The organism is Arthrobacter sp. TmtSoilC51, assembly GCF_055388015.1.
This window is the reverse complement of record NZ_AP035877.1, coordinates 780,955-802,072: the sequence shown is the minus strand read 5'-3', so window position 1 is coordinate 802,072 and position 21,118 is coordinate 780,955. Positions and strand designations below refer to the sequence as shown.

17 protein-coding genes and 1 pseudogene are annotated in these 21,118 nt (G+C 62.2%); 12 read left to right on the top strand and 6 right to left on the bottom strand.

The genetic code is table 11. The annotated features are described in order from the left end of the window. Positions 1-304: 304 nt before the first annotated feature. Positions 305-1,888: an ArnT family glycosyltransferase gene (locus ACZ5G6_RS03855; protein ID WP_498689527.1), complete on the top strand. Its 1,584-nt coding sequence runs from the start codon at positions 305-307 to the stop codon at positions 1,886-1,888. Positions 1,889-2,000: 112 nt separating this feature from the next. On the opposite strand, the gene ACZ5G6_RS03850 is transcribed toward ACZ5G6_RS03855, so the two are convergent. After that, complete coding sequence (locus ACZ5G6_RS03850; RefSeq protein ID WP_498689525.1) at positions 2,001-3,284, bottom strand: MFS transporter; 1,284 nt, start codon at positions 3,282-3,284, stop codon at positions 2,001-2,003. Positions 3,285-3,861: 577 nt separating this feature from the next. On the opposite strand from ACZ5G6_RS03850, the gene ACZ5G6_RS03845 reads away from it, so the two are divergent. The 6 genes from ACZ5G6_RS03845 to ACZ5G6_RS03820 all read left to right on the top strand — a co-directional run bounded on the left by ACZ5G6_RS03845 (position 3,862) and on the right by ACZ5G6_RS03820 (position 12,559). Continuing rightward, the gene (locus ACZ5G6_RS03845; RefSeq protein ID WP_223935827.1) at positions 3,862-4,413 is read left to right on the top strand and encodes an SRPBCC family protein; all 552 of its coding nucleotides are present in this window, start codon (positions 3,862-3,864) and stop codon (positions 4,411-4,413) included. A 134-nt stretch (positions 4,414-4,547) separates the two neighbouring features. Next, positions 4,548-5,168 (top strand): hypothetical protein, encoded by a 621-nt coding sequence (locus ACZ5G6_RS03840; protein WP_498689523.1) that lies wholly within the window; start codon positions 4,548-4,550, stop codon positions 5,166-5,168. Positions 5,169-5,268: 100 nt separating this feature from the next. After that, positions 5,269-6,006 (top strand): YcnI family copper-binding membrane protein, encoded by a 738-nt coding sequence (locus ACZ5G6_RS03835; protein ID WP_223935825.1) that lies wholly within the window; start codon positions 5,269-5,271, stop codon positions 6,004-6,006. Between the two features lie 113 nt (positions 6,007-6,119). Further along, the gene (locus ACZ5G6_RS03830) at positions 6,120-6,749 is read left to right on the top strand and encodes a DUF4232 domain-containing protein (RefSeq protein ID WP_223935824.1); all 630 of its coding nucleotides are present in this window, start codon (positions 6,120-6,122) and stop codon (positions 6,747-6,749) included. 55 nt (positions 6,750-6,804) lie between these two features. Then, positions 6,805-11,715, top strand: coding sequence for an ATP-dependent helicase (locus tag ACZ5G6_RS03825; RefSeq protein ID WP_498689519.1), 4,911 nt, complete (start codon positions 6,805-6,807; stop codon positions 11,713-11,715). Beyond that, the gene (locus ACZ5G6_RS03820) at positions 11,708-12,559 is read left to right on the top strand and encodes a DNA-formamidopyrimidine glycosylase family protein (protein WP_498689517.1); all 852 of its coding nucleotides are present in this window, start codon (positions 11,708-11,710) and stop codon (positions 12,557-12,559) included. The genes ACZ5G6_RS03825 and ACZ5G6_RS03820 overlap by 8 nt, the downstream gene beginning before the upstream one ends. Before the next feature lie 8 nt (positions 12,560-12,567). Here ACZ5G6_RS03820 and yczE read toward each other — a convergent pair whose 3' ends face one another. Continuing rightward, the gene (gene yczE, locus ACZ5G6_RS03815; protein WP_498689516.1) at positions 12,568-13,251 is read right to left on the bottom strand and encodes a membrane protein YczE; all 684 of its coding nucleotides are present in this window, start codon (positions 13,249-13,251) and stop codon (positions 12,568-12,570) included. 60 nt (positions 13,252-13,311) lie between these two features. On the opposite strand from yczE, the gene yczR reads away from it, so the two are divergent. Continuing rightward, complete coding sequence (gene yczR / locus ACZ5G6_RS03810; RefSeq protein WP_498689514.1) at positions 13,312-14,766, top strand: MocR-like transcription factor YczR; 1,455 nt, start codon at positions 13,312-13,314, stop codon at positions 14,764-14,766. A gap of 7 nt (positions 14,767-14,773) precedes the next feature. On the opposite strand, the gene ACZ5G6_RS03805 is transcribed toward yczR, so the two are convergent. After that, positions 14,774-15,271: a DUF4188 domain-containing protein gene (locus tag ACZ5G6_RS03805; protein ID WP_498689512.1), complete on the bottom strand. Its 498-nt coding sequence runs from the start codon at positions 15,269-15,271 to the stop codon at positions 14,774-14,776. An 89-nt stretch (positions 15,272-15,360) separates the two neighbouring features. Between ACZ5G6_RS03805 and ACZ5G6_RS03800 the strand changes: the two genes are divergently transcribed. Then, positions 15,361-15,936: a TetR-like C-terminal domain-containing protein gene (locus ACZ5G6_RS03800; RefSeq protein ID WP_223935818.1), complete on the top strand. Its 576-nt coding sequence runs from the start codon at positions 15,361-15,363 to the stop codon at positions 15,934-15,936. 89 nt (positions 15,937-16,025) lie between these two features. Here ACZ5G6_RS03800 and ACZ5G6_RS03795 read toward each other — a convergent pair whose 3' ends face one another. Both ACZ5G6_RS03795 and ACZ5G6_RS03790 read right to left on the bottom strand, forming a co-directional pair. Continuing rightward, a complete protein-coding gene (locus ACZ5G6_RS03795; RefSeq protein WP_498689508.1) occupies positions 16,026-16,718 on the bottom strand; it encodes an SRPBCC family protein in 693 nt (230 codons plus the stop codon). Beyond that, positions 16,711-17,346, bottom strand: a complete 636-nt coding sequence (locus tag ACZ5G6_RS03790; protein WP_498689505.1) for an ArsR/SmtB family transcription factor — start codon at positions 17,344-17,346, stop codon at positions 16,711-16,713. Before ACZ5G6_RS03790 ends, ACZ5G6_RS03795 begins: the two co-directional genes overlap by 8 nt. A 161-nt stretch (positions 17,347-17,507) precedes the next feature. Between ACZ5G6_RS03790 and ACZ5G6_RS03785 the strand changes: the two genes are divergently transcribed. Together ACZ5G6_RS03785 and ACZ5G6_RS03780 are read left to right on the top strand one after the other, a co-directional pair. Then, positions 17,508-18,458 (top strand): pseudouridine synthase, encoded by a 951-nt coding sequence (locus tag ACZ5G6_RS03785; protein ID WP_223937471.1) that lies wholly within the window; start codon positions 17,508-17,510, stop codon positions 18,456-18,458. A gap of 89 nt (positions 18,459-18,547) precedes the next feature. Further along, complete coding sequence (locus tag ACZ5G6_RS03780; RefSeq protein WP_498689502.1) at positions 18,548-19,207, top strand: hypothetical protein; 660 nt, start codon at positions 18,548-18,550, stop codon at positions 19,205-19,207. Positions 19,208-19,238: 31 nt separating this feature from the next. Here the strand turns inward: ACZ5G6_RS03780 and ACZ5G6_RS03775 are convergent, their stop codons facing one another. Further along, complete coding sequence (locus ACZ5G6_RS03775) at positions 19,239-19,733, bottom strand: Lrp/AsnC family transcriptional regulator (RefSeq protein WP_498689500.1); 495 nt, start codon at positions 19,731-19,733, stop codon at positions 19,239-19,241. Positions 19,734-19,834: 101 nt separating this feature from the next. Here ACZ5G6_RS03775 and ACZ5G6_RS03770 point away from each other — a divergent pair. Further along, positions 19,835-21,061, top strand: a pseudogene (locus tag ACZ5G6_RS03770) (amino acid permease); the annotation flags it as partial. Positions 21,062-21,118: the final 57 nt, after the last annotated feature.

The following is a 21,118-nucleotide window of genomic DNA, read 5'->3' as shown; positions in this document are numbered from 1 at the left end:
TGCTCAGCGACCGGGCAGTTTGGAGCTGAGGTGGGGTTGCAGCCTCACTCCGTCGTTGGCAACGGGCCCTTTCGCGGCGGTTCGCCAATAAATCAGAACCCGTCACCTTAGGCAATTCCAGCGCGTAAAAAAAATCCTAATTTCGTGACGCGGAAAACAGAAGACTTAATCAAATTGAGACTAAGTGCTAGGTGACGCTCGATACCCAATACCAGCGCGAGTAGCCCAAATTCTTTGAACCACGAAAAGTCCATTACCTTTGGGAATCGTGCACGAAGTGCACGAAACTACCCTGAGGAGAGCCATGGACTCGCTGGAACAAACCGAAGCATCGCCACCACATTTTCGAGTACGGAAGCCGGCCAGCACATCTCCGCGGCGACTTCAACATTCATGGTGGATCGCGGTGTCTGTAGGACTACTTGGCCTGGTATTCCGAGTGTTCGGCGTTCAACGGGCAAACGATGTATTTATCGACGAGGTTACCTACGCGGACTTGGCTAGAGAAATCGCCGATGGAAAAATGCCATCAATCCTCGGCAACCCATTTTTCCTGCATCCGCCGGCTTCTTACGCTCTAAACGCGCTGGTAATACGTGTGCTGGGTCTCGAGGGCCATCCTATGGACCTGGCTTTGCAATTGCGTTGGGTCAACACGGTCCTCGGAGCCTTGACAGTGGTTGTCTGCTTTCTGTTGGTGCGCCGTTTGGTCGGAATAGGGCCGGCTGCGGTGGCTGCCGTCATCCAGGCGAGCGATCCATTTGTCCTCCGCATGGACGGGCGTCTGATGATGGAGACTCCAGCCGGCTTCGCGGTATTGTCGGGATGGCTGCTGGTCCTGCTTCTGATAAACCGTAAATGGGACCGCGCGCGATTGTGGCTTGAATTAAGCGCCGGGATGGTCTTCGGGCTGGCGATCGTCACCAAAGATATGACCGTCGTCTTCACGGTCGTCCCGCTCTTGACCGCCACGTTCTGGCGCAGAACCGTACCGCTGCTGACAACTCTGCGAATCCTCGTCGTTTCCCTCGTTCCCTATTTGATCTATTTGGGTGTCATCGCCGCTAGCGGGCTTCTGCCGCAATTCGTAGAACAAAAATCGGTGGGCATCCTTAGAATGATGGGAGTCGTTCAAATGACCGGCTTCAATTCTGTTCCGGGCGTAAACCTGGCAGAACGACTCATAGACATGGCTGGCCGGTTCGGCACCAGTTATCTGCTTTTGGGTCTATCGATTCTGGCTGGTGCGGTGGCCGCCACCTCACAACTGGCGCATCGGCGCGTCATTGGCTTGTTCTCGCTTTTTACAGGTTTCGTAGGCATCTACTCTGTATTCTTCGGGGCGGCGGAAGAACAATTTGGCTACTGCGTAGTGCTTGCAGCGCTGGTTTCAACACCGGTAGCCGTTGCGATGTTGATTTCGTGGCGGCCCCGACTTCGCAAGGCCACGGCTGCTGCGGTGGCAATCGTGGCAGTTCTGAGTCTTGTTTTGGGTGTTCAGGAAAGGTCAGTGGTGGATGACGGCCTTGTCCGCGCACGAGATTGGATCAATGCCGAACTTCCCGGATCCTCAAAGGTGGGTTTGACTTCAGTAACGGGTGAATTCGCGCTATTGCCACACGAAGGTTGGGAGGTACTTCCCTCGTTGCGGTCCCTAAGGGATGGAGGCGCTGAGTATGTCCTGACCCAGGGCAGGCCATTGAATGAGGGCTATGGCTTCGCTGCTCCGGAACTCCTGGACTGGCTGCAAGACAATGCACAACCGGTTTTCACATTTACCGGACCCACTTCAGGGGAGACGGTCGTTTGGAAGCTGGACCGAACCAAGCTGGACGCTGCCGTCGCCGGAGGGACGATCCTCCCACCGATAAATGGAGGGTACCGGTGAGGCAGGATTTGCCAATTTCGGTTCGGATTAGCCCAGGCGATCACTTCTTGCTTTCGACATCGCCTATGTGTCGCAGATAGGTGCGGTAGCAACGCGGCATTGCAGGATGCGCCTACCCATGCGAAGTTAGGGACGATTTCTCCGGGTGTGTTGGCCCCGGAGTAGCGGCAGCGGCCCTTGCTGCAGAGATACGCCCTACGACCAAGACGAACCCAAGAGCAACCATTACAGGCACGCACACTGAAAGAACGATGAAGCTGGTATCTACGCCGAATCCAATAAGGATCCCGCCGAAGATCGGTCCAACCACGGAGCCGAGTCGCCCCAGCGAAGCTGCCCACCCGACGCCAGCGGTCACTGTTGCTTGCGGATACAGTGCGACTGCCAGCGCGGTAGCGCCGATCATCCCAGCCTGGAGTCCCAGGCCGACTCCACCAAAGACGAGCAGCAGCAGAGTTTTGTCGGGGCCGAGAAACGCAGAAGTAACAAGAAACATAATGGCTAGTGACGTGGTTCCAGCCAGCACGGACGTCATGCGGAATCGGCGTGATCCGATAATTAGCACGCCAGCGCCCACGATGCTTCCGATGCCTAGAGCCGCTGACCCCATTGGTGCTAGACCGGCACTGAAGCCGTAGCTGGTGAGCAAGGTCGGCAACCATGACGAGAACACGTAGAACACGGCGAATATGAGAAAGGAAAAGGCCCATAGGAGAAGAGTTCTGCTTCGAACGGGGGCATCGAACAGGCGCGCAACCGAGGCATGGTGCTTAGCTTCGAGCGCTTTGTTGAGCGTGTCTGGCCTTTGGCTTCCCGAGAGCCCGAACCACAAGAATGGCAGAAGAATACCGGAGGCGATAGCACCCAAAATGAACACCCATTCCCACCCAAAAGCCCCCACGATAGCGCTGCCGGTAAGCCCTGCAATGAGTGCCCCGAAAGAGATGCCTGTCATTACGACCACTGCGATGGATTGACGCAAACGTGCGGGATTGACTGCGGTTGCATGGGATACGGCGGCAGGAAGAACGGCGCCCAACCCTAGGCCCGTTATGAACCGCAGAATCGTGAGTTCCACAATCGAAGTCGACCACGCTGTCATCAGTGAACCAAGAGTGAAGACCACAACGGCAGAAAAGATGACGTTCCTTGTGCCCAGCTTTGCCACGAGGCGTCCCACAGCGAGATATCCCAGGGCCACTCCGGCGCTGGTCAGCGAGAGGGCAGGAGTGAAAAACGAGGGTTGAACCGCCCAGTCTTTCGCAATTGTCGGTATGGATACGCCCAATGCGACCGTGTCGTAGCCATCGAGCACTACAGCCGCACAAGTGAGGAAAAGTACCCACCAATTTGGTCTTGTCTCTTCCTGCTTCTTGAGTTCGGTCTTCATGTCCATCGGGACATCCTTAAGGTTGGGAGGGCTTCGAATCCAGTGTCGAAGGGGGCATCCGCCGGTCACCGGCGGTTCAACAGGCCAGGGCCATAGGCGAGCCTCCGTGATTGCAGGCTCGGCCAGGCAACTACTTCACACACCAACGAGCAAGCTCACTTCGCCCATAACTCTGCCCAACAGGTGCGGCCTGGCGAGGTGCCGGATGTGGTGAAGATCATGGCACTGCGTCAGTTCTATCTCCTTAGCGCTTAAAGGTCAAGAACCCATTTTCTTAATGCAAAGCATCTTAGTACTGTCATTCCTTGGCATGGCGTGAAATCCATGCCGTCGTGGGCCTGGAAGAATTCGTCCTATTTCATGGCTCTGAGTCGCTCATGGACACGCTGGAACTGGGAGGTAAATCTCCAACCATCATTTTTCCGACGCGGATCTGGAGCAGGCCGTCACCGGTGTGCTTTACGGAATGCTCTTACAGGTCCAACTGGCGGTGGCTTTCGTAGAACCAGGCATGGTCCCGGCGGTACATTGAGTCCGGATGCCATGAGACATCCTCCTAACCAGGCGGACCGCGGAGGCACCAATGGCCAGGTCAACACAGCGAACCAGCAAAAGCACCGACTACGAGTTCCTTACGGTCTGGAGAGTGGCCGGAACGCGCGAGGAAGTGGTGGAAGTCCTCGGTAACGCGGGCACCCTCAAGCAGTGGTGGCCCTCGGTGTACCTCAACGTGACACCTGTGGCGCAAGGCAACGCGGACGGCGTGGGCTCGTCCTTCGACCTCCACACGAAGGGCTGGCTGCCCTACACCCTGCGTTGGCGGCTCACCGTTACCGAACCTGTCACCCTGCACGGCTTTGCGCTCAAAGCCGAGGGAGACCTCAACGGCACGGGCCGCTGGACATTCGAAACCGACGGCCCTGAAGTCGTCATCACCTACGACTGGCGGGTCAGTGCCGCCAAGCCGCTCCTTCGCAGGCTGAGCTGGCTCCTGAAACCTGCGTTCTCGGCCAACCACCACTGGGCCATGGCGCGTGGCGAGGAAAGCCTGAAACTTGAGCTCCGCCGTCGTCGTCCCGGTGCGGACCTCAGCCGCATACCGGAACCGCCCGGACCAACCTTTGTCCGCACCTAAAGCGCCAGGAACCCCACCGGCGCACAAGTTATCCACATACGCACCCATCCGAGGCCAGTCCGGCTCCGAACTCCCGATAGAATCAAGGCGCTGACAACAGGCAGCATCCAACCAGGCAATCGAGGGAGGACTCCGTGCGCTCATCGCCGTTCCGGGCACCCTTCCATGCGTTGCGGTCCGGCGCTATCTCGCTCGTTATCGTGCTTCTTGCAGCTGGCGCCCACGTGATCGGCGGCGGGGAACTTCCCACTGCTCCGGTCCTGTTGGCACTCGTCGCGTTGACGGCATTGGCTGCGACGCTGGCCACGCGCTTCAAGCTGAACTTCACTGCCATGACCGCTTTGCTTGGAACCAGCCAGCTCGCGCTCCACGAAGCGTTCACGGCCTTGGGTCCGGTAACCACCACTGCTCAAGGGACCGCGCACCACCTCTCTGCCGAACCCCTGAATCCATTGCTTTACACAGCGACGCCCCACGTCCATGAGCTCGGCACCACCGTAGGCACTGCGATGTTGGCTGGGCACATTCTTGCGACGATCGGTTCTGCCGTGATCCTGGCCAAGGGCGAGGTCGCCCTGTGGCAGTTGGCGGCTTGGCTGCGTCCTTTGGTTGCGTTACCCACACTGTTGTTCAGGCCCGACGCCGGTGCCTCACCTATCGCCGTTGGCGCACCTGGCGTTTTCCTGCCCCGCCCTTGGCGGAACCTGAGGCAAGACAGCCGCCGCGGCCCGCCCGCCGCCGTCGTTCTTCCCTGATTCCGCCCGGCACCAGCGCAACGCATCACGCAGAAGCCTTTGGTGACGGGCCACAAACCCGTACCCGGCGCCGACTCCGGCGCCCCCGAAAGGCAATCCCATGAAGAAGTCCACCCTGCGCCGTACCCTGTTCGCGACCGCTGCCGCCAGCGGAACCGCTGTCCTGATGATGGCCGGCCTCGCCGGAGCATCCGCACATGTATCGGCCGATCCGAACAAGACCGCGGCGAACTCGTACGCCCTGTTGACGTTCGGCATCCCCCACGGCTGCGACACGTTCGGCACTACAAAAGTCGCCATCTCGTTGCCCGAGGAACTGACCGATGCCCAGCCCACGGTCAATCCAAACTGGACGGTCGAGAAGGTCACGGAGACCTTGGCCGAGCCGAAGAAGCTGGACGATGGCACCACCATCACTAAGCGGACCAGCCAGATCGTCTACACAGCCAAAGCACCGTTGGACCCGCATCTTCGTGATGCTTTGGTTCTCTCGGTCAAGCTGCCCGACGCAGCGGGCAAGACGCTCTATTTCCCCACGCTGCAGACTTGCGAGCAGGGCCAGACTGACTGGTCCGAAATCCCGAAGGAGGGACAGGACGCCCACGAACTGAAGGCGCCGGCTCCGTCCGTCACCATCACACCGGCCGAAGCCCCAGGTGACCACCATGCTGCAAGCACCGTGTCCACGGAGCAGGCCTCAGCTGTGACTGACGACGGATCACAGGCCCGCAGCTGGGCAGGCCTGATCGCCGGTATCGCTGGTTTGGTTCTGGGCGGCGCCGCATTCTTCCGCAGCCGGTCAGCAAAGACGGCAGTAGCCAAGGTCGACGCCAAGTAACTGGCAGGCCTTTAGTGGGTTGGCGTCCGGAAAGATCACGATCCGGACGCCAATCCCCTTTCCCCGCCGTGGCTCGATTGACTCCCGCCACACCCGGCGCAAGGCTGGTGCCCATGTGGACTCAGCGCATCAAAACCGGACTCGTGACGACGACCGCGGCAGCCTCGCTGCTGCTCCTTGCTGCTTGCGGACCAAGCCCAAGCCCGGCGGGAAGCAGCAGTGCCCCGCCCACCTCATCTTCGGCTTCTCCGACGTCGGCCTCCCCCAGTGCGAGCAACTCGCCTTCACCGTCCGGAACAGTTACGTCCGCAGCACCTGCCGCCGAAGGTCTCTGCAAGGCCGGTTCCCTGACGGCCGCCACGGATGCCACTGGCGGCGGTGCTGCTGGAAGCATCTACGAGAAACTGATCCTGACGAACTCCGGAACCACGCCTTGCACCTTGGAGGGTTTCGCTGGCGTTTCCCTGACGGCCGACGCCAACGGTGCCCCTATCGGCGAGCCTGCTACCCGCGAAACCACCACGCCGGTCACCAAGGTTGAGCTTGCTCCGGGCAAATCGGCGTGGGCTGAACTGCGTTACACCCAGGCTGGAAACTACGGCGATTGCACCAAGGTTCCTGCCGCCGGTTACCGCATCTACCCGCCCAACGACACCGCTTCGCTGTTCGTCGCTGAGCCGCACGATGCCTGCAGCAACACCGGCATCAAACTCCTGACCATCACTGCCTTCCAGGCCGTCTAAGCATCAGCCCACGGCTCGGGCTTATTCTGTCTGAGCCGTGGGGCATGATGGAGGAATGCAGGAGCAGCAGGCGTCCATGGGCGCCATCGGCCGTTTCAGCCAGGCAACCAGGGAATGGTTCCTCGGCGCTTTTTCCGCGCCCACACCCGCCCAGGATGGTGCGTGGAACGCTATCTCTTCCGGCTCTCATGCCCTCGTGGTGGCACCCACTGGTTCCGGCAAGACCCTCGCCGCTTTCCTTTGGGCCTTGGACCGGTTGCATTCCAGGCCGTCGAATACGTTGCCGGGATTGGAATCCGTGCCCGATGGAAAAGGCCGTGCCAAACGTCCCAAGACCAAGACCCGTGTCCTCTACATATCGCCTCTCAAAGCACTGGGCGTGGACGTGGAGCGGAACCTGCGCTCACCGCTCATCGGGATCACGCAAACCGCCAAGCGTTTAGGGCTCCCGGCACCTCTTGTGACAGTCGGCGTACGTTCAGGAGATACGACGGCGGCAGATCGCCGCTCGCTGCTATCGAACCCACCGGACATTCTGATTACAACGCCGGAGTCCCTGTTCCTCATGCTGACGTCCCGTGCACGGGAGACGCTCAGCGAAGTCGAAACCGTCATCATTGACGAAGTGCATGCTGTCGCGGGAACCAAGCGGGGCGCCCACCTTGCCGTGTCCCTGGAAAGGCTCGATGCCCTTCTACCCAAGCCCGCACAGCGGATCGGCCTCTCGGCTACGGTGCAGCCGCGTGAACTTGTGGCCCAGTTCCTGGCCGGCCAGGCCCCTGTTGAGATTGTGGCTCCGCCGTCCAAGAAGAACTGGAATCTCACAGTCACTGTGCCTGTGGAGGACATGTCGGACCTCCAAGGGGCTGCGGGCGCGTTTGACTCCGGCCCTGCCTCCGGGCTCCAGCCGCAAGCGTCCATCTGGCCACATGTTGAGGAACAGATCGTCGATCTTGTCCTTTCCAAGCAGTCCACTATCGTCTTCGCCAACTCGCGCCGCTTGGCCGAACGCCTGACCGCCAGACTTAACGAGATCCATGCGGAGCGGCAAATGATGGCGGCGGGCGGCGATGAGTGGTCTGGCACCAGGGAGGCAGAGGATCCGGGAAGCTGGGGAACAGGGCCAGCCACTAAGGCTGCGGCGGCCGTGCCCGTCTCCACCGCTACTCCCGCGCACATGATGGCCCAGGCCGGCAGCACCAGCGGAGCAGATCCTGTGTTGGCGCGTGCCCATCACGGTTCGGTCTCCAAGGACCAGCGGGCCATGATCGAGGATGACCTTAAGTCGGGCAGGCTGCGCTGCGTGGTGGCTACGTCGTCACTGGAACTTGGCATCGACATGGGAGCCGTGGACCTGGTCATCCAGGTTGAGTCACCGCCGTCGGTGGCCAGCGGCCTGCAGCGTGTAGGTCGTGCCGGCCACCAGGTGGGCGAGATCTCCGAAGGCGTGCTGTTCCCCAAGCACCGGGCTGACCTCCTGCACACCAGCGTCACCGTCGAACGGATGCTGAGCGGCCAAATCGAACGCCTCAGCATCCCCACCAATCCGTTGGACATCCTGGCCCAGCAAACCGTCGCCGCCGCGGCGCTGGGCAGTATCGACGTCGAGGAATGGTTCAGCACCGTCCGCCGATCGGCGCCGTTCGCCAGCCTGCCCCGGTCCGCGTTCGAGGCCACATTGGACCTTCTTGCGGGACGCTACCCGTCCGACGAATTCGCAGAACTCCGGCCACGCATCATCTGGGACAGGCATGCAGGCACCATTGAGGGCAGGCCGGGGGCCCAGCGCCTTGCCGTCACCTCTGGTGGCACCATTCCGGACCGCGGCCTCTTCGGCGTGTACATCATCGGCACCGAGGTTGAAGGGTCCTCATCCGCAGCCAACGCGGACGGCGATGCTCCCAGCGCCTGGGCCCGGGCCGCGAAAGGCGGACGCCGCGTTGGTGAACTCGACGAAGAAATGGTCTATGAATCGCGGGTAGGCGACATTTTTGCCCTCGGTGCCACCAGCTGGAAAATCGAAGACATCACCCACGATCGCGTCCTGGTCTCCCCCGCTTTCGGCCAACCAGGGAAGCTTCCCTTCTGGAAGGGCGATTCGCTTGGCCGCCCCGTGGATCTGGGCCGCGCTTTGGGCGCCTTTATTCGAGAACTCTCGGCGGCCGATCCTGCGCCGGCCATGGAGCGCTGCCAAGCCAGCGGGCTCGATTCCTTTGCGGCCGCCAACCTGCTGCAATATCTGGAGGAACAGAAGCAGGCTACAAACATCGTTCCCAGCGATCGAACATTGGTTGTGGAACGTTTCCACGATGAGCTCGGGGACTGGCGGGTTGTGCTCCATAGCCCCTTCGGCATGCCCGTCCACGCACCTTGGGCACTGGCCGTTGGACAACGCCTTCAGCAGCGCTACGGCCTGGATGGTTCAGCGATGGCAGCGGATGACGGCATCGTTCTTCGCGTACCCATGATGGAGGACGAGCCACCCGGCGCCGAGCTGTTCCTCTTCGATCCCGAGGAACTCGAACAGATCGTCACCGCCGAGGTTGGGGGCAGCGCACTGTTCGCCTCCAGGTTCCGTGAGTGCGCCGCCCGCGCCCTGTTACTGCCCCGCCAAAACCCCGCCAAGCGCCAACCCCTATGGCAGCAACGCCAACGCTCTGCCCAATTATTGGACGTCGCCCGGAAGTACCCGTCCTTCCCTATCGTGCTGGAAACCGTCCGCGAATGCCTTCAGGATGTCTACGATCTGCCCGCCCTTAAAGACATCGCGGCATCGGTTGAGCGCCGCGAACTGCGCATCGTAGAGACCACCACCCAGCAGCCGTCGCCATTCGCGAAGTCCCTGCTGTTTGGCTATGTGGCCCAATTCCTTTACGAGGGCGATTCCCCTTTGGCGGAGCGCAGGGCAGCCGCCCTCGCCTTGGATTCCACGCTGCTCAACGAGCTTTTGGGCAGGGTGGAGCTGCGCGAACTCCTGGACGCCGCAGTCATCGATGCCACGGAACGGGAGCTGCAGCGGCTGGTCCCGGACCGTCGCGTGCGCGGGATGGAAGGCGTTGCTGACCTCCTCCGCCTCCTGGGCCCGCTCAGCACCGAAGAAGTAGCGGAGCGTCTTGAAGAAGGGCCGGACGCCGGGTCCCACCTCGCAGCACTCCAGAAAGCCAACCGTGCACTCAAGGTGACAATCGGCGGCGTCGAGCGTTTCGCGGCAGTGGAAGATGCCGCCCGGCTGCGGGACGCCATTGGTGTTCCCCTGCCTATGGGCGTGCCGCTCGCCTTCATTGAGCCTGTTCACGATCCCCTGGGCGATCTCGTCTCGCGGTATGCGCGCACCCACGGACCTTTTACGGCGGCCGAGGCTGCATCAAGGCTGGGACTTGGTGTGGCCGTCGTCAATACTGCGCTGAAGCGGCTCGCTGCCGACGGCCGCGTTGTGGAGGGTGAGTTCCGGCCTCACGCGGTGGCGACTGAGAGCACCACCCAGGAGGCCACGGATTCCGGGCTCATGTCCGCAGACGCGCCGCCGTCCAGCGAATGGTGTGATGCCGAGGTCCTGCGGAAGCTTCGGCGTCGTTCACTGGCTGCCTTGCGTGCAGAGGTTGAGCCCGTGGACACTGCCGCCTACGGGCGGTTCCTGCCCGCCTGGCAGAACGTGACGGCGCCTGGGAAATCCCGAAGCCAGGCGTTGCGTGGACTCGATGGCATCATCACGGCGGTAGACCAACTCTCTGGCGTGCCCATCCCCGCCTCCGCGTGGGAGCCCTTGGTGCTCGCGAGCCGCGTGGCCGACTACAAGCCAGCCATGTTGGACGAACTCATGGCGGCGGGTGAGCTGCTGTGGTCCGGAGCTGGCGCCCTGCCCGGAAACGACGGCTGGATCAGCCTCCACGTGGCTGACTCCGCCGAGCTGACCCTAAATCCGGCTCCGGACTTCGAACCCGGGGATGCCCAACAGCGGCTCCTGGACTACTTGAGTGCAGGTGGCGGCTACTTCTTCCGCCAACTCACTGAAGTGGCAGGCGGAATGGACTCCGTGCTGAGCGATGATGCCGTGGTCTCGGCACTCTGGGATTTGGTGTGGGCCGGCCGCGTCACGGGCGACACTTTCGCTCCCGTACGGGCCATGATTGCCGGTGGGCACACAGCGCACCGGCAGGTGGCCAAGGCACCACGCGCCCGTGCCCCGAGAATGAGCAGGTTGGGGCGCTCCCACGGTACAGGCCTGCTGGGATCCCCTGGGCTTACGGGCGGGCGATATGGTTCCGTGTCCGGCACAGCTCCCGCCCCGCCCTCGGCAGTGGGACGATGGTCTGCACTGCCTTCGCCCGAACTTGACCCGACCATCCATGCACGCGGCACCGCCGAACTGCTGCTTGATCGGTACGGCGTAGTCACCCGCGGATCGGTCATGGCCGAGAACATCATCGGCGGTTTCGGGCTCATGTATAAAGTTCTGGCCCGGCTTGAGGAAGCCGGGCGTTGCCGCCGTGGCTACTTCATCGAACATCTGGGGGCCGCCCAATTTGCCGTCCCCGCCACTGTGGACAGGCTGCGTTCCTTCACCGAAGATGCGCGCATCTCCAAGGCAGAACCGGCCGCCCTGGCACTTGCAGCCACGGACCCGGCCAACCCTTACGGCGCCGCGTTGCCTTGGCCTGCGCTGTCCGTCGACGCCGGCTCCGGACACCGCCCGGGGCGGAAGGCAGGCGCGCTGGTAGTGATGGTCGACGGCGCGCTGGTCCTTTATGTTGAGCGCGGCGGTAAGACCCTCCTCACCTTCACCCACGACGACGCCGTCCTGGCGGTCGCTGCCGAAGCGTTGGTGGATGTGGTGCGTCGGGGAGCAGTGGACAAGCTCTTCATGGAGAAGGTCAATGGTCATGACCTCCTGGGTACGCCGATTGCCGTTGCGCTTGCGGCTGCCGGGGCCTACTCAACGCCGAAGGGCCTGCGGATCCGTGCCTGAGGGAGATTCCATATGGCGTGCAGCTTCGCGCCTGAACGCGGCCTTGGCCGGGCACGTCATCACCGCTTCAGACTTCCGCGTGCCGCGCTTCGCCACGCTCAACCTCGCGGGCTGGACAATGACCGAGGTGATTCCCCGTGGCAAACACCTGCTCATGCGCTTGGTGGGACCTGCGGACCAGGAATCCGGCGCAAGCCGAAAACCCCGTGAGCTGACCATCCACTCCCACCTCAAGATGGAAGGCAGCTGGATGGTCTACCCACCGGGAGGTCGCTGGACCAAACCAGGCCACACTGCACGTTGCGTGCTGCGAACAGCTTCCGCTGATGCGGTCGGGTTCTCGCTGGGCATTCTCGAGGTGGTGCCAAGCAGCGAGGAAGATCGGATCGTCGGCCATCTGGGGCCTGATCTACTCGGCCCTGACTGGGATGAAGAAGAAGCCCTCCGCCGGCTCCAAGCTGAACCTGACGTTCCCATCGGCTACGCCCTGCTCGATCAGCGGAAGCTGGCCGGGATCGGCAACATCTACCGTTGCGAAGCGTGCTTCCTTTCCGGGATCCACCCCGCGTTGTCTGTCGGCTCAGTACCGGACCTCGCCAAGACCGTCAACGATGCGAAGCGGCTCCTGGGCGAGAACCTGGGTCCGGGCCTGCGGACCACCTTGGGCCCTCGGGCGATGAGGCCCGGCTACTGGGTCTACGGCAGGGCCCGCCAGCCGTGCCGTCGCTGCGGAACGCCTGTTCGTCGAGACGTCCTCGCAGCGCCGGATGGAACCGAGGAGCGGGACATCTACTTCTGTCCCAGATGCCAACCAGTTCCACAAGGCCAGGAACGCGCCAGGTAGGCTGACGGTCAGGCGGCCGGCGCGGCGTCCACGGCTTCCGTGGGGGCCGTCGCGTTGGCCATTTCCGGGACCCTGCCTGGCTCCGCGCCCCGGGCCTTTTCCGAGACCTGAACTGGCTCCGGGACCATGAACTTCGGCAGGAGAACCTGCACGATCGGGCCGATTGCGAGCGCGTAGACCACCGTGCCTACACCGACGGAGCCACCCAGCAGGAAGCCAACGGCGAGGACCACTACTTCAATTCCCGTCCGGACCAGGCGGACGGACCAGCCTGTTCGGCGAACCAGTCCGGTCATCAAGCCATCACGGGCTCCGGGACCGAGGCGCGCTCCGATGTAGCAAGCCGAGGCGATTCCGTTGAGGATCACCGCACCGGCCAGCATGGCAATTTGCCCGCCCAGATGTGAGAACTCCGGGATGAGCCACAAGCCCAGGTCAGCAAATACACCCACAAGCACCGCGTTCGCCAGCGTTCCGACCCCCGGCATTTGCCGCAGCGGGATCCAGAGGAGGAGCACAAGGAAGCTGACTGCGATCACCACAACCCCAATGCTGAATCCAGTCTTTTCCGAAACACCCTGGTGGAAGACGTCCCAGGGATCCAGGCCAAGCCCGGCGCGGATAAACATGGCCAGGGAGATGCCGTACATCGCCAGGCCGATCAGGAGTTGTGTGATTCTTCGGGTCATCATGAAACCATGGTCGCGGAAAACTGGCCTTGCATTCCATAGCCAGTTTGGAATACTGGTCTCATGCCCGGCTCACTGAATCCCACTGCACTGGTCCGCCTCCTGGGCTCTTGGAGCAACGGCGCCCTGCCCGCCTACCGTGAGCTGGCCGACGTCGTGCGTTTGCTGGTGATGGATGGGCGCATCCCACTTGACGTCGCACTCCCCAGCGAGCGTGCGCTTGCGCAGACGCTCGGCCTAAGCCGCACCACTGTCACCGCGGCCTATGCGAGCCTGCGCGAGCAAGGTTTCCTCACCACAGGCCAAGGCAGCCGCGGCAGGACGAGCATCCCCCACCGCAACGCACCGGTGAGCATTCCGGGCCTTGCCGCCCCGGAGGGACTCCTTGACCTGGCCTACGCGTCGCTTCCGGCCGCCGGCGAAGTTGTTCACCGGGCATTCGCTGACGCCCTCACCGAGTTGCCTGCGTTGCTCCCCGGTTTCGGGTACGACGCCCTTGGAGTTCAGGCGTTGCGTCAGGCGATCGCCGAGAAATATGCCGCGGAAGGAGTGCCCACTACCGCGGATCAGATCCTGGTGACGTCCGGCGCACAGCACGCTCTCAACATCGTTCTCCATACACTCGTGGGAAAGCAGGACAAGGTTCTGGTGGAACACCCCACGTACCCAAATGCCCTGGACGCCATCCGGGTGGCCGGCTGCAAAGTGCTGCCCGTGGCGTTACCGCCGCACGCCTCACCTGCTTGGGACGTTGATGCGATGGTGTCCACGATGAACCATCAGCGCCCAGCGATGGCCTACCTTGTGCCCGATTTCCACAACCCGACCGGGCGCATCATGTCGGATTTGCAGCGCCGCCGCTTGGCGAGGGCGGCCGTTGCTGCCGGGACGGTCCTGGTGGTGGACGAGACGTTGCGCGGGTTGAACCTCGATGGCGTCCGGACGTCGCCGATGTCCGCCTTCAATCCCAGCGTGGTTGCGATCGGTTCGCTCAGCAAATCCCATTGGGCCGGACTCAGGACGGGCTGGATCCGGGCGGAGGAGGAGATGATCACCCGGTTCGTGGCGACGAGGACCACCATGGACCTGGGCGGACCAGTGGTCGAGCAGTTGGCCGCCGCGCGGTTGGTCAGGTCATTCGCGGAACCGCTCGATGCACGACTGGACCAGCTGCGGCACAATCGGGAATCGCTACTGGCATTGCTTGCTGAACACCTGCCGCAATGGGAAGTGGAACGGCCCCGCGGCGGCCTCACCGTTTGGTGCCGCCTACCCAGCGCCTGCAGCACCGCCCTCACAGTGCTGGCGCCGGATTTCGGGCTACGGCTGGCGGCCGGACCGCGCTTCGGAGTCGGCGGAGCTTTCGAGCATTACCTGCGCGTCCCCTACACGCTGCCACCCGCGCAGCTCGAATTCGCCGTCGGTGCACTGCAGGCCGCCCAGCAGAAGCTCGACGCCTCGCCCCAACTCCGCCGGACCCTCAAGACCGAGCGGCCGGCCGCCGTCGCAATCGCCTAACTGCGACCTACTTGGGGGCGACCCCCGCGGCCGAACCCATGCGTTGCTTCGCCGTGTTGCTGCCCGGGCCGACGGGAACATGGGAAGTTGCCTTTGCCAAGCCAAAAAGCGGCATCCCGTTGTACACCACTTCAATGCCCGACGCCGGTACCTGGTACGTCTCGTGCCACACCCCGACGTCGCCGCCGCCTGCAATTTCCTTCATGAACTTCCGCCACGGACCCAGATGTGGCGAATCGCGGTCCGCGGCGAAGCGCCTCAGATGCTCAGGACTTTCCCAATAACTGAGCAGGATGGTGGTGCGCCCAAACCATTGCTCGCTGCCAAGCAACCCCGCCTCGGGATTGGCGGCAAGATGCCGCATCATCGTGGGCATGGCTGATGCCACCCGCCCTACCTTGCCCATCTTCCACCACCGGTTGGCGCGCATTCCGATCAGGAAGACGGTCACTGTTTCGCGCCCGATATCCGCCGTAAAGCGCCCCGGAAAGACCTCTTGTGCCATGACACTCCTTGGGTTTGGGAACCAGAAACGTTGCGGACTTCCGGTTTCGTAACGTTGTTATGAAACAATGTTATGAAACACTTGGAGACATGGCAAGACCCATCGTTCATGATCAGCACGTACAGCAGCGGCTGCTGGAAGTAACGGCCGAACTCGTAGACCGGGAAGGCCCCGCCCGGGTCACCCTGCGCGATGTTGCCGCGGCTGCAGACACCTCCACCTCGGCGATCTACTCGCTCTTCGGCGGAAAGGCGCAACTATTGACGGCCGCCGTCGACGACGGCTTCCGTTCCTTCGGAGAGTCGCAGCAGGACGCGGCCGCAGACGGACTCCTGGGCCTGGGCCGGGCCTACCGCGTCTGGGCTTTGGAGCATCCGGCCCTTTACCGGCTCATGTTCAGCGGCGCCTTGGCCGCTTACGTGGATTGCAGCCCGACGCCGGAAGTCGCCTCAGCCTCGATGCGCCCCTTGCTGGAGGCAGTAGCCGCAGCCCAGGAGGCCGGGAGGATCCGTTCCGATGACCCCTCGATTGTCGCAATGGCCATTTGGGGGCAGGTCCACGGGCTCGTCAGCCTGGAGTTGGCCGGGATGAACGAACCCGAAACGGACTGGGCCGGGATCTATGAAGCATCCCTTCTGGCAGTTGCCCGGGCCTGGGCCCCCTAGGGCCCCAACCCAGGGGACAGCAGATGTCCCAATACCCGCTCAATAGGACGTTTGCTGTCCCCTACTTGGGGGCGCCCCGGAAGGTGACCCTACGCGTACACCTTCTCCAGGAACGCACCCCACGCCTGCGCCGTCTTCCCAGAGTCCCCCGAGCCACCGAATTCATGCACGGTCATGCCCACCGGTGCACCAAATGCGTTCCTGCCGAAGAATCGGAACAGCGCATTGGACGTGCGCAAGCCCAGGAAGTTCTCGTTGGAGAAGTCCACCTCGCCGCTCAGCCGGCCCACGCCGTCGACGTCCACCTCGAAGGGCGTGCCGGCTGCTACTCCTTCCATACCCAAAGCCTTTTTCAACTGCACAAACCCGTCGGGGGTCTGCGACGAAGCGGGCGCTTGGATATCCGTGAAGACCACAGGCTGACCATCGAAATGCTGCAGGTACTGGCCCAGCGTGTGCAGGTAAAACTCGGTGTGCTTGCTGGCGCCGTCGTACTGCTCGTCCCAGTTGTCGGCGAAGATGCCGCTGTGGACGTAATGGAGCTTGGCGCGGCCACCTTCTACAGGCTCAAGGACGTGCTCCAACTGGTTGAACCAGCCATCGGGACCATCCATCCGCGACACAAGGTGGCTGGGGTATTCCTCTACAGTCTTCACGTCGGGCCACTGGTCCGTGGGGAACATCCAGGCCGCCGTATCCTTGGTGACCGCTTGCCACACCCGCTCAGGAGTGCCCGGCAGTTCGGTGTCCGCCACGATCTCAAATTTCCGGTTGTCAGTCATTACCGTGTTCCTTTTCTGCTGCTTTTTCCGTTGACGGGACTTTAAGTGCGGGGTGAAGTACGACGACGAGCCGGTGCTTGCGTGCGCCGCTCGCCACTGCGGTAGCACCGCCGTCGTGGTACTTATCGACAAGTTGGGTCACCGCCACCCCAAGCTCTTCCGCGAAGGCGGCACGTTCCGTGGCTGACCGAAAGGTGATTTCGCCGTCGATGGCGAAGCTGGCGAGCTTCTTCTTGGCAGCGGCAGCGCCCGAAATGAGCTTCCCCATTTCCTGCACAGTGCGGGACGCCAGCGCCAAGAGCCAGAAGGCGGAGAACCTGTCGGCGAAATGCCGCGGATCCGGCGCCACGGAAGCCAAGGCGACAGGCGAGATCAGGTACGAGGCCGCCGTCGCCTGGAAAACGCGCTCGGTGACGTTGCCTTTCCGGCGCTCTTCCACAAGTTCCACCAAACCATGCCGCTCGAGGGCTTTGAGGTGATAGTTGACCTTCTGCCGGGGCAGCCCCACCTTGGCGGCCAGTTGAGTGGCCGAGCCCGGCTCGGCAAGCTCACGCAGCAGGCGCGTACGGATCGGATCCAGGGACGCCTCTGCCGCGGCTGCATCCTCAATCACTTCGATGTCCAACATGCTTCCAGTATGCCAACCGACAATTTTTATTGTCAAGAACTTTTTTGTCGTCGGCTGGTCCCTGCGTTGCGGGGCCTGGTTTGCGCCCTTCAACCCCGCGGAGGCGCGTAAAGCAGGCCCCACAACGGGAGAACCAGAGGCCACAGTAGAATTAACCGGTGATGCAATCCCCCCTTCCCGTGCGCGACGGCGTAAACGCGACCCGCTTGCGCCTCCCGGACGAGGGGCCTTGGGACACCGCGATGGACTACATGATGCACCGCTGGGGACACATCGACCCCCAGGGCATCGAGGACCGTTTCGACGCCGGCGAAATCGTGGGCGAAGGCGGGGTGCGCCTGAACAGGGGCACCAAGCTCGAGGACCACACCTTCATCTGGTACTACCGCACGCTCCCCCCAGAGACCCGCCTGCCCGTGGAAATCAATATCCTCCACCAGGACGAGCACATCCTCGTGGTCGACAAACCGCACTTCCTGCCCACCACGCCCGGGGGCACGTACATCCAAGAGTCCGCGCTTGTCCGTCTGCGTAACCTGCTGAATCTTCCGGACCTCATCCCCATGCACCGCCTCGACCGCATGACGGCCGGTATTTTGCTGCTCTCCACCAACCCGGACACCCGCGGCAGGTACCAGGTCCTCTTCGAGAAGCGCCAAGTCCAGAAGGAATACGAATGCGTGTCTGCCGCGACCCCCGCTGCAGGCTATCCCGCCGTCGAATTCCCCGTGGTGGTCCGCAACCGCATGACCAAGTCCCGCAGCTATCTCCTCGCCGAGGTCATCGATGGCGAACCGAATGCGGAAACGCGTATCGAAAGAGTCAGGGCGTTCGACGCCGGTGACCCCACCGACCACACGGCTACTTCTCGCCGCGCGCTGTACCGGCTTGAACCTCATACCGGCAAAACTCACCAGCTCCGGGTCCACATGGCCTCGCTCGGTCTGGGTATTGTCAACGACGCCTTTTATCCGGACCTCCTCGACAAAGCCCCGGATGACTACACCAAGCCTCTTCAATTGCTGGCCCGCGGCATCACCTTCGTGGATCCCATCACCAAGGAGCGCGTGGAATACCGCAGCCAGCTGGAGCTCAGCGAAGCACGCGGCTGAGCCCGCTCCGGAGCGTGTTACCGGACGAGGTTCCATCTAACGCAGCGCGGGTCTAGCATGATTCTGCTGGGCAGGATCCGGGAGTTGCGATGGAGCACATCACTGAAATGCCAGGCGACAGGACCGTCTCGGTCTTCGCCTATTCTGCCGCGACTGTCGGCGTGGCCGGGGTACTGACGCTTGGCGCCATGTATGCGGTCGAAGTACCCAAGGGTGGCCCCTACGTTTTCGGGACCATCAACGATGCCACTGGAGCAGCGTTCAATCTCCTGGCCATCCCGGTGATCCTTCAAGTGCACAATCGTCTTCCGGCAACTCCGTGGAATCAGCCGTTGAAATGGATCACGGCCGGCGCCTGCGCTGCGGGGGCAACAAGTTCCGCGCTGCTGGTGTTCAAGATCCTGGCATTCGAGCCGTCAACGGCAGTATCGGTGGCCGCGATCATCACCCAGGGAGTCTGGTTCCTGGTTGCGAACAACAAGCTCCTGGATGTCGAGGGGTACCCGACCGGACTGGCGCGGCTGGGCCGGTTCATCGGTGGTGCTTTGCTTGTCGGGCTGCCCGTTGCCGGCTTGGGATTCCTGATTCCGGGCCCGGAGTGGCTGCGCTACACCATCATGGGTGCTGGGATCGCTGCTGGTGCTGCGGCGTGGGCCGCCTGGCCCTACTGGTACTACCGCACAGGTAAGTTCCTCCGGCATGGTCACGCCATCGAAGTGCCCCGCGGGGCCACGCCGGAAGCAGCCTAGGCCCGGTCCCCGGGGCGTCAGTTGAAGGGCGTTAGTCCCCCGGTGTCAGGTGATCGAAGACCAAGTTTGTCTGTGTGTTGGCAATGGCGGGATCCGACGCCAAATGCAGGGCAATGAAATCCCGCAATTCCTTGGGCGTCCCGCAGGCTACGTGCATAAGGAAGTCCTGGTCGCCAGCAAGCAGGAAAACGCTCTGGACGTTCGGCAGCGCCCTTAGCCGCTGCCCGATTGCCAACATCTTGTTGCGGGCCTGCGAGTTCACGCGCACGGAGATGAGCGCGTAAACCAGCAACCCCAAGGCCTCCAGATCCACGGATGCGTGGAAGCCCCGGATAATCCCGGCTTCCCGCAACGCACGGACACGGCCCAAGCACGTGGAGGGCGCGATCCCGGCTTTTGCGGCGAGCACGTTGTTGGGGATCCTGGCATCTGCCATGAGTTCCTTGAGGATCAGGCGGTCCGTGTCGTCCAGTCGAACCCGATTCGAATGCTTGTCCAAGGTACGCGTAGAAAGTGAATCCGCCATGAAAAAGCCTCCAGAATATTTGCAATGATTCAGAATCGTTGCTGTCCATCTGATCTCAATTCTATCTTGAAGGGATTTGCAGAATCGACTAGGAGGTCGTTATGGCCAGTTTCGACAAGATCCAAGCGCGTGAGGGCGGGCTCAAACGCCAGCTCACTTCGCGCCAAATGACCATGATCGCGCTGGGCGGTGCCATCGGGACAGGGCTGTTTCTCGGGAGCAAGTTTGCCATCGGCCTGGCGGGCCCCAGCGTCATCATCAGCTACGCGATCGGCGGCTTGATTGCCCTGTTGCTGATGGGAAGCCTGTCAGAGATGACGGTTGCCCACGCTACATCCGGATCGTTTGGAGCCTACGCCGAACACTACGTCAGTCCGCTGGCCGGATTCCTGGTCAAGTACATGTATTGGTCGTGCATCGTCCTTGCAGTGGGAACGGAGGTCACGGCCATTGGCGAATACATGAAGCTGTGGTTCCCGGATGTTCCGGCACTGCTATGGGTCGTCTTCTTCTCGGCGGTGCTGATCGCAGTCAACGCCATGAACGTCAAGGCCTTTGGGACACTCGAATACTGGTTCTCGAGCATCAAAGTGTTCGCAATTGTGGCCTTCATCGTTCTGGGTGCCTACATCGTGTTCGGCAGCCGGAAGGAGGGCACGGGCTTCCAAAACTACGCTGCCGACGGTGGATTCTTCCCCAACGGCTTGTCCGGCACTTGGTTCGCGGTGATCGTATCGATCTTCAGCTATCTCAGTATCGAGATGATCGCTGTGGCGGCTGGCGAGGCAAAGGATCCCGCTACAGCGGTCAAGAAGGCCTTCCGCACCACCATCGCCCGGTTGCTCCTGTTCTACATCGTCACGCTCGCCCTCATTATGGCCATCGCGCCGATGGGCCAGATCCTGGCCGGCGGAAGTCCGTTCGTCACGGTCATGCAAAGCCTCGGCATTCCCTTCGCGGACAGCCTGCTGACGTTTGTGGTGATCATCGCTGCGCTCTCCGCCATGAACAGCCAGTTGTACATCTCCACCCGAATGATCTTCAGCCTCTCACGCAGCGGGGACGCACCGGCCCTGTTCGGAAAGCTGCGCGCCAATGGTTCGCCCGTGAACGCCTTGGTCCTCTCTACCACCGGAATCGCGATCGCCACAATCGTCTATGCGATGTTCCCTGAGACAGCGTTTACGTTCATGATGGCCATTTCCATGTTTGGGGCGATGTTCACCTGGTTCATGATCTTCGTGACGCACTGGTTCTTCCGCCGCAGCGTGAAACGGTCAGGAACGGAACTCACCTTCAAGACCAGGTTCTACCCCGGAGGCACCATCCTTGGCGCCGCACTGATGCTCGCGATCCTGGTCAGCACCTTGGCCACTGAGGCTTTC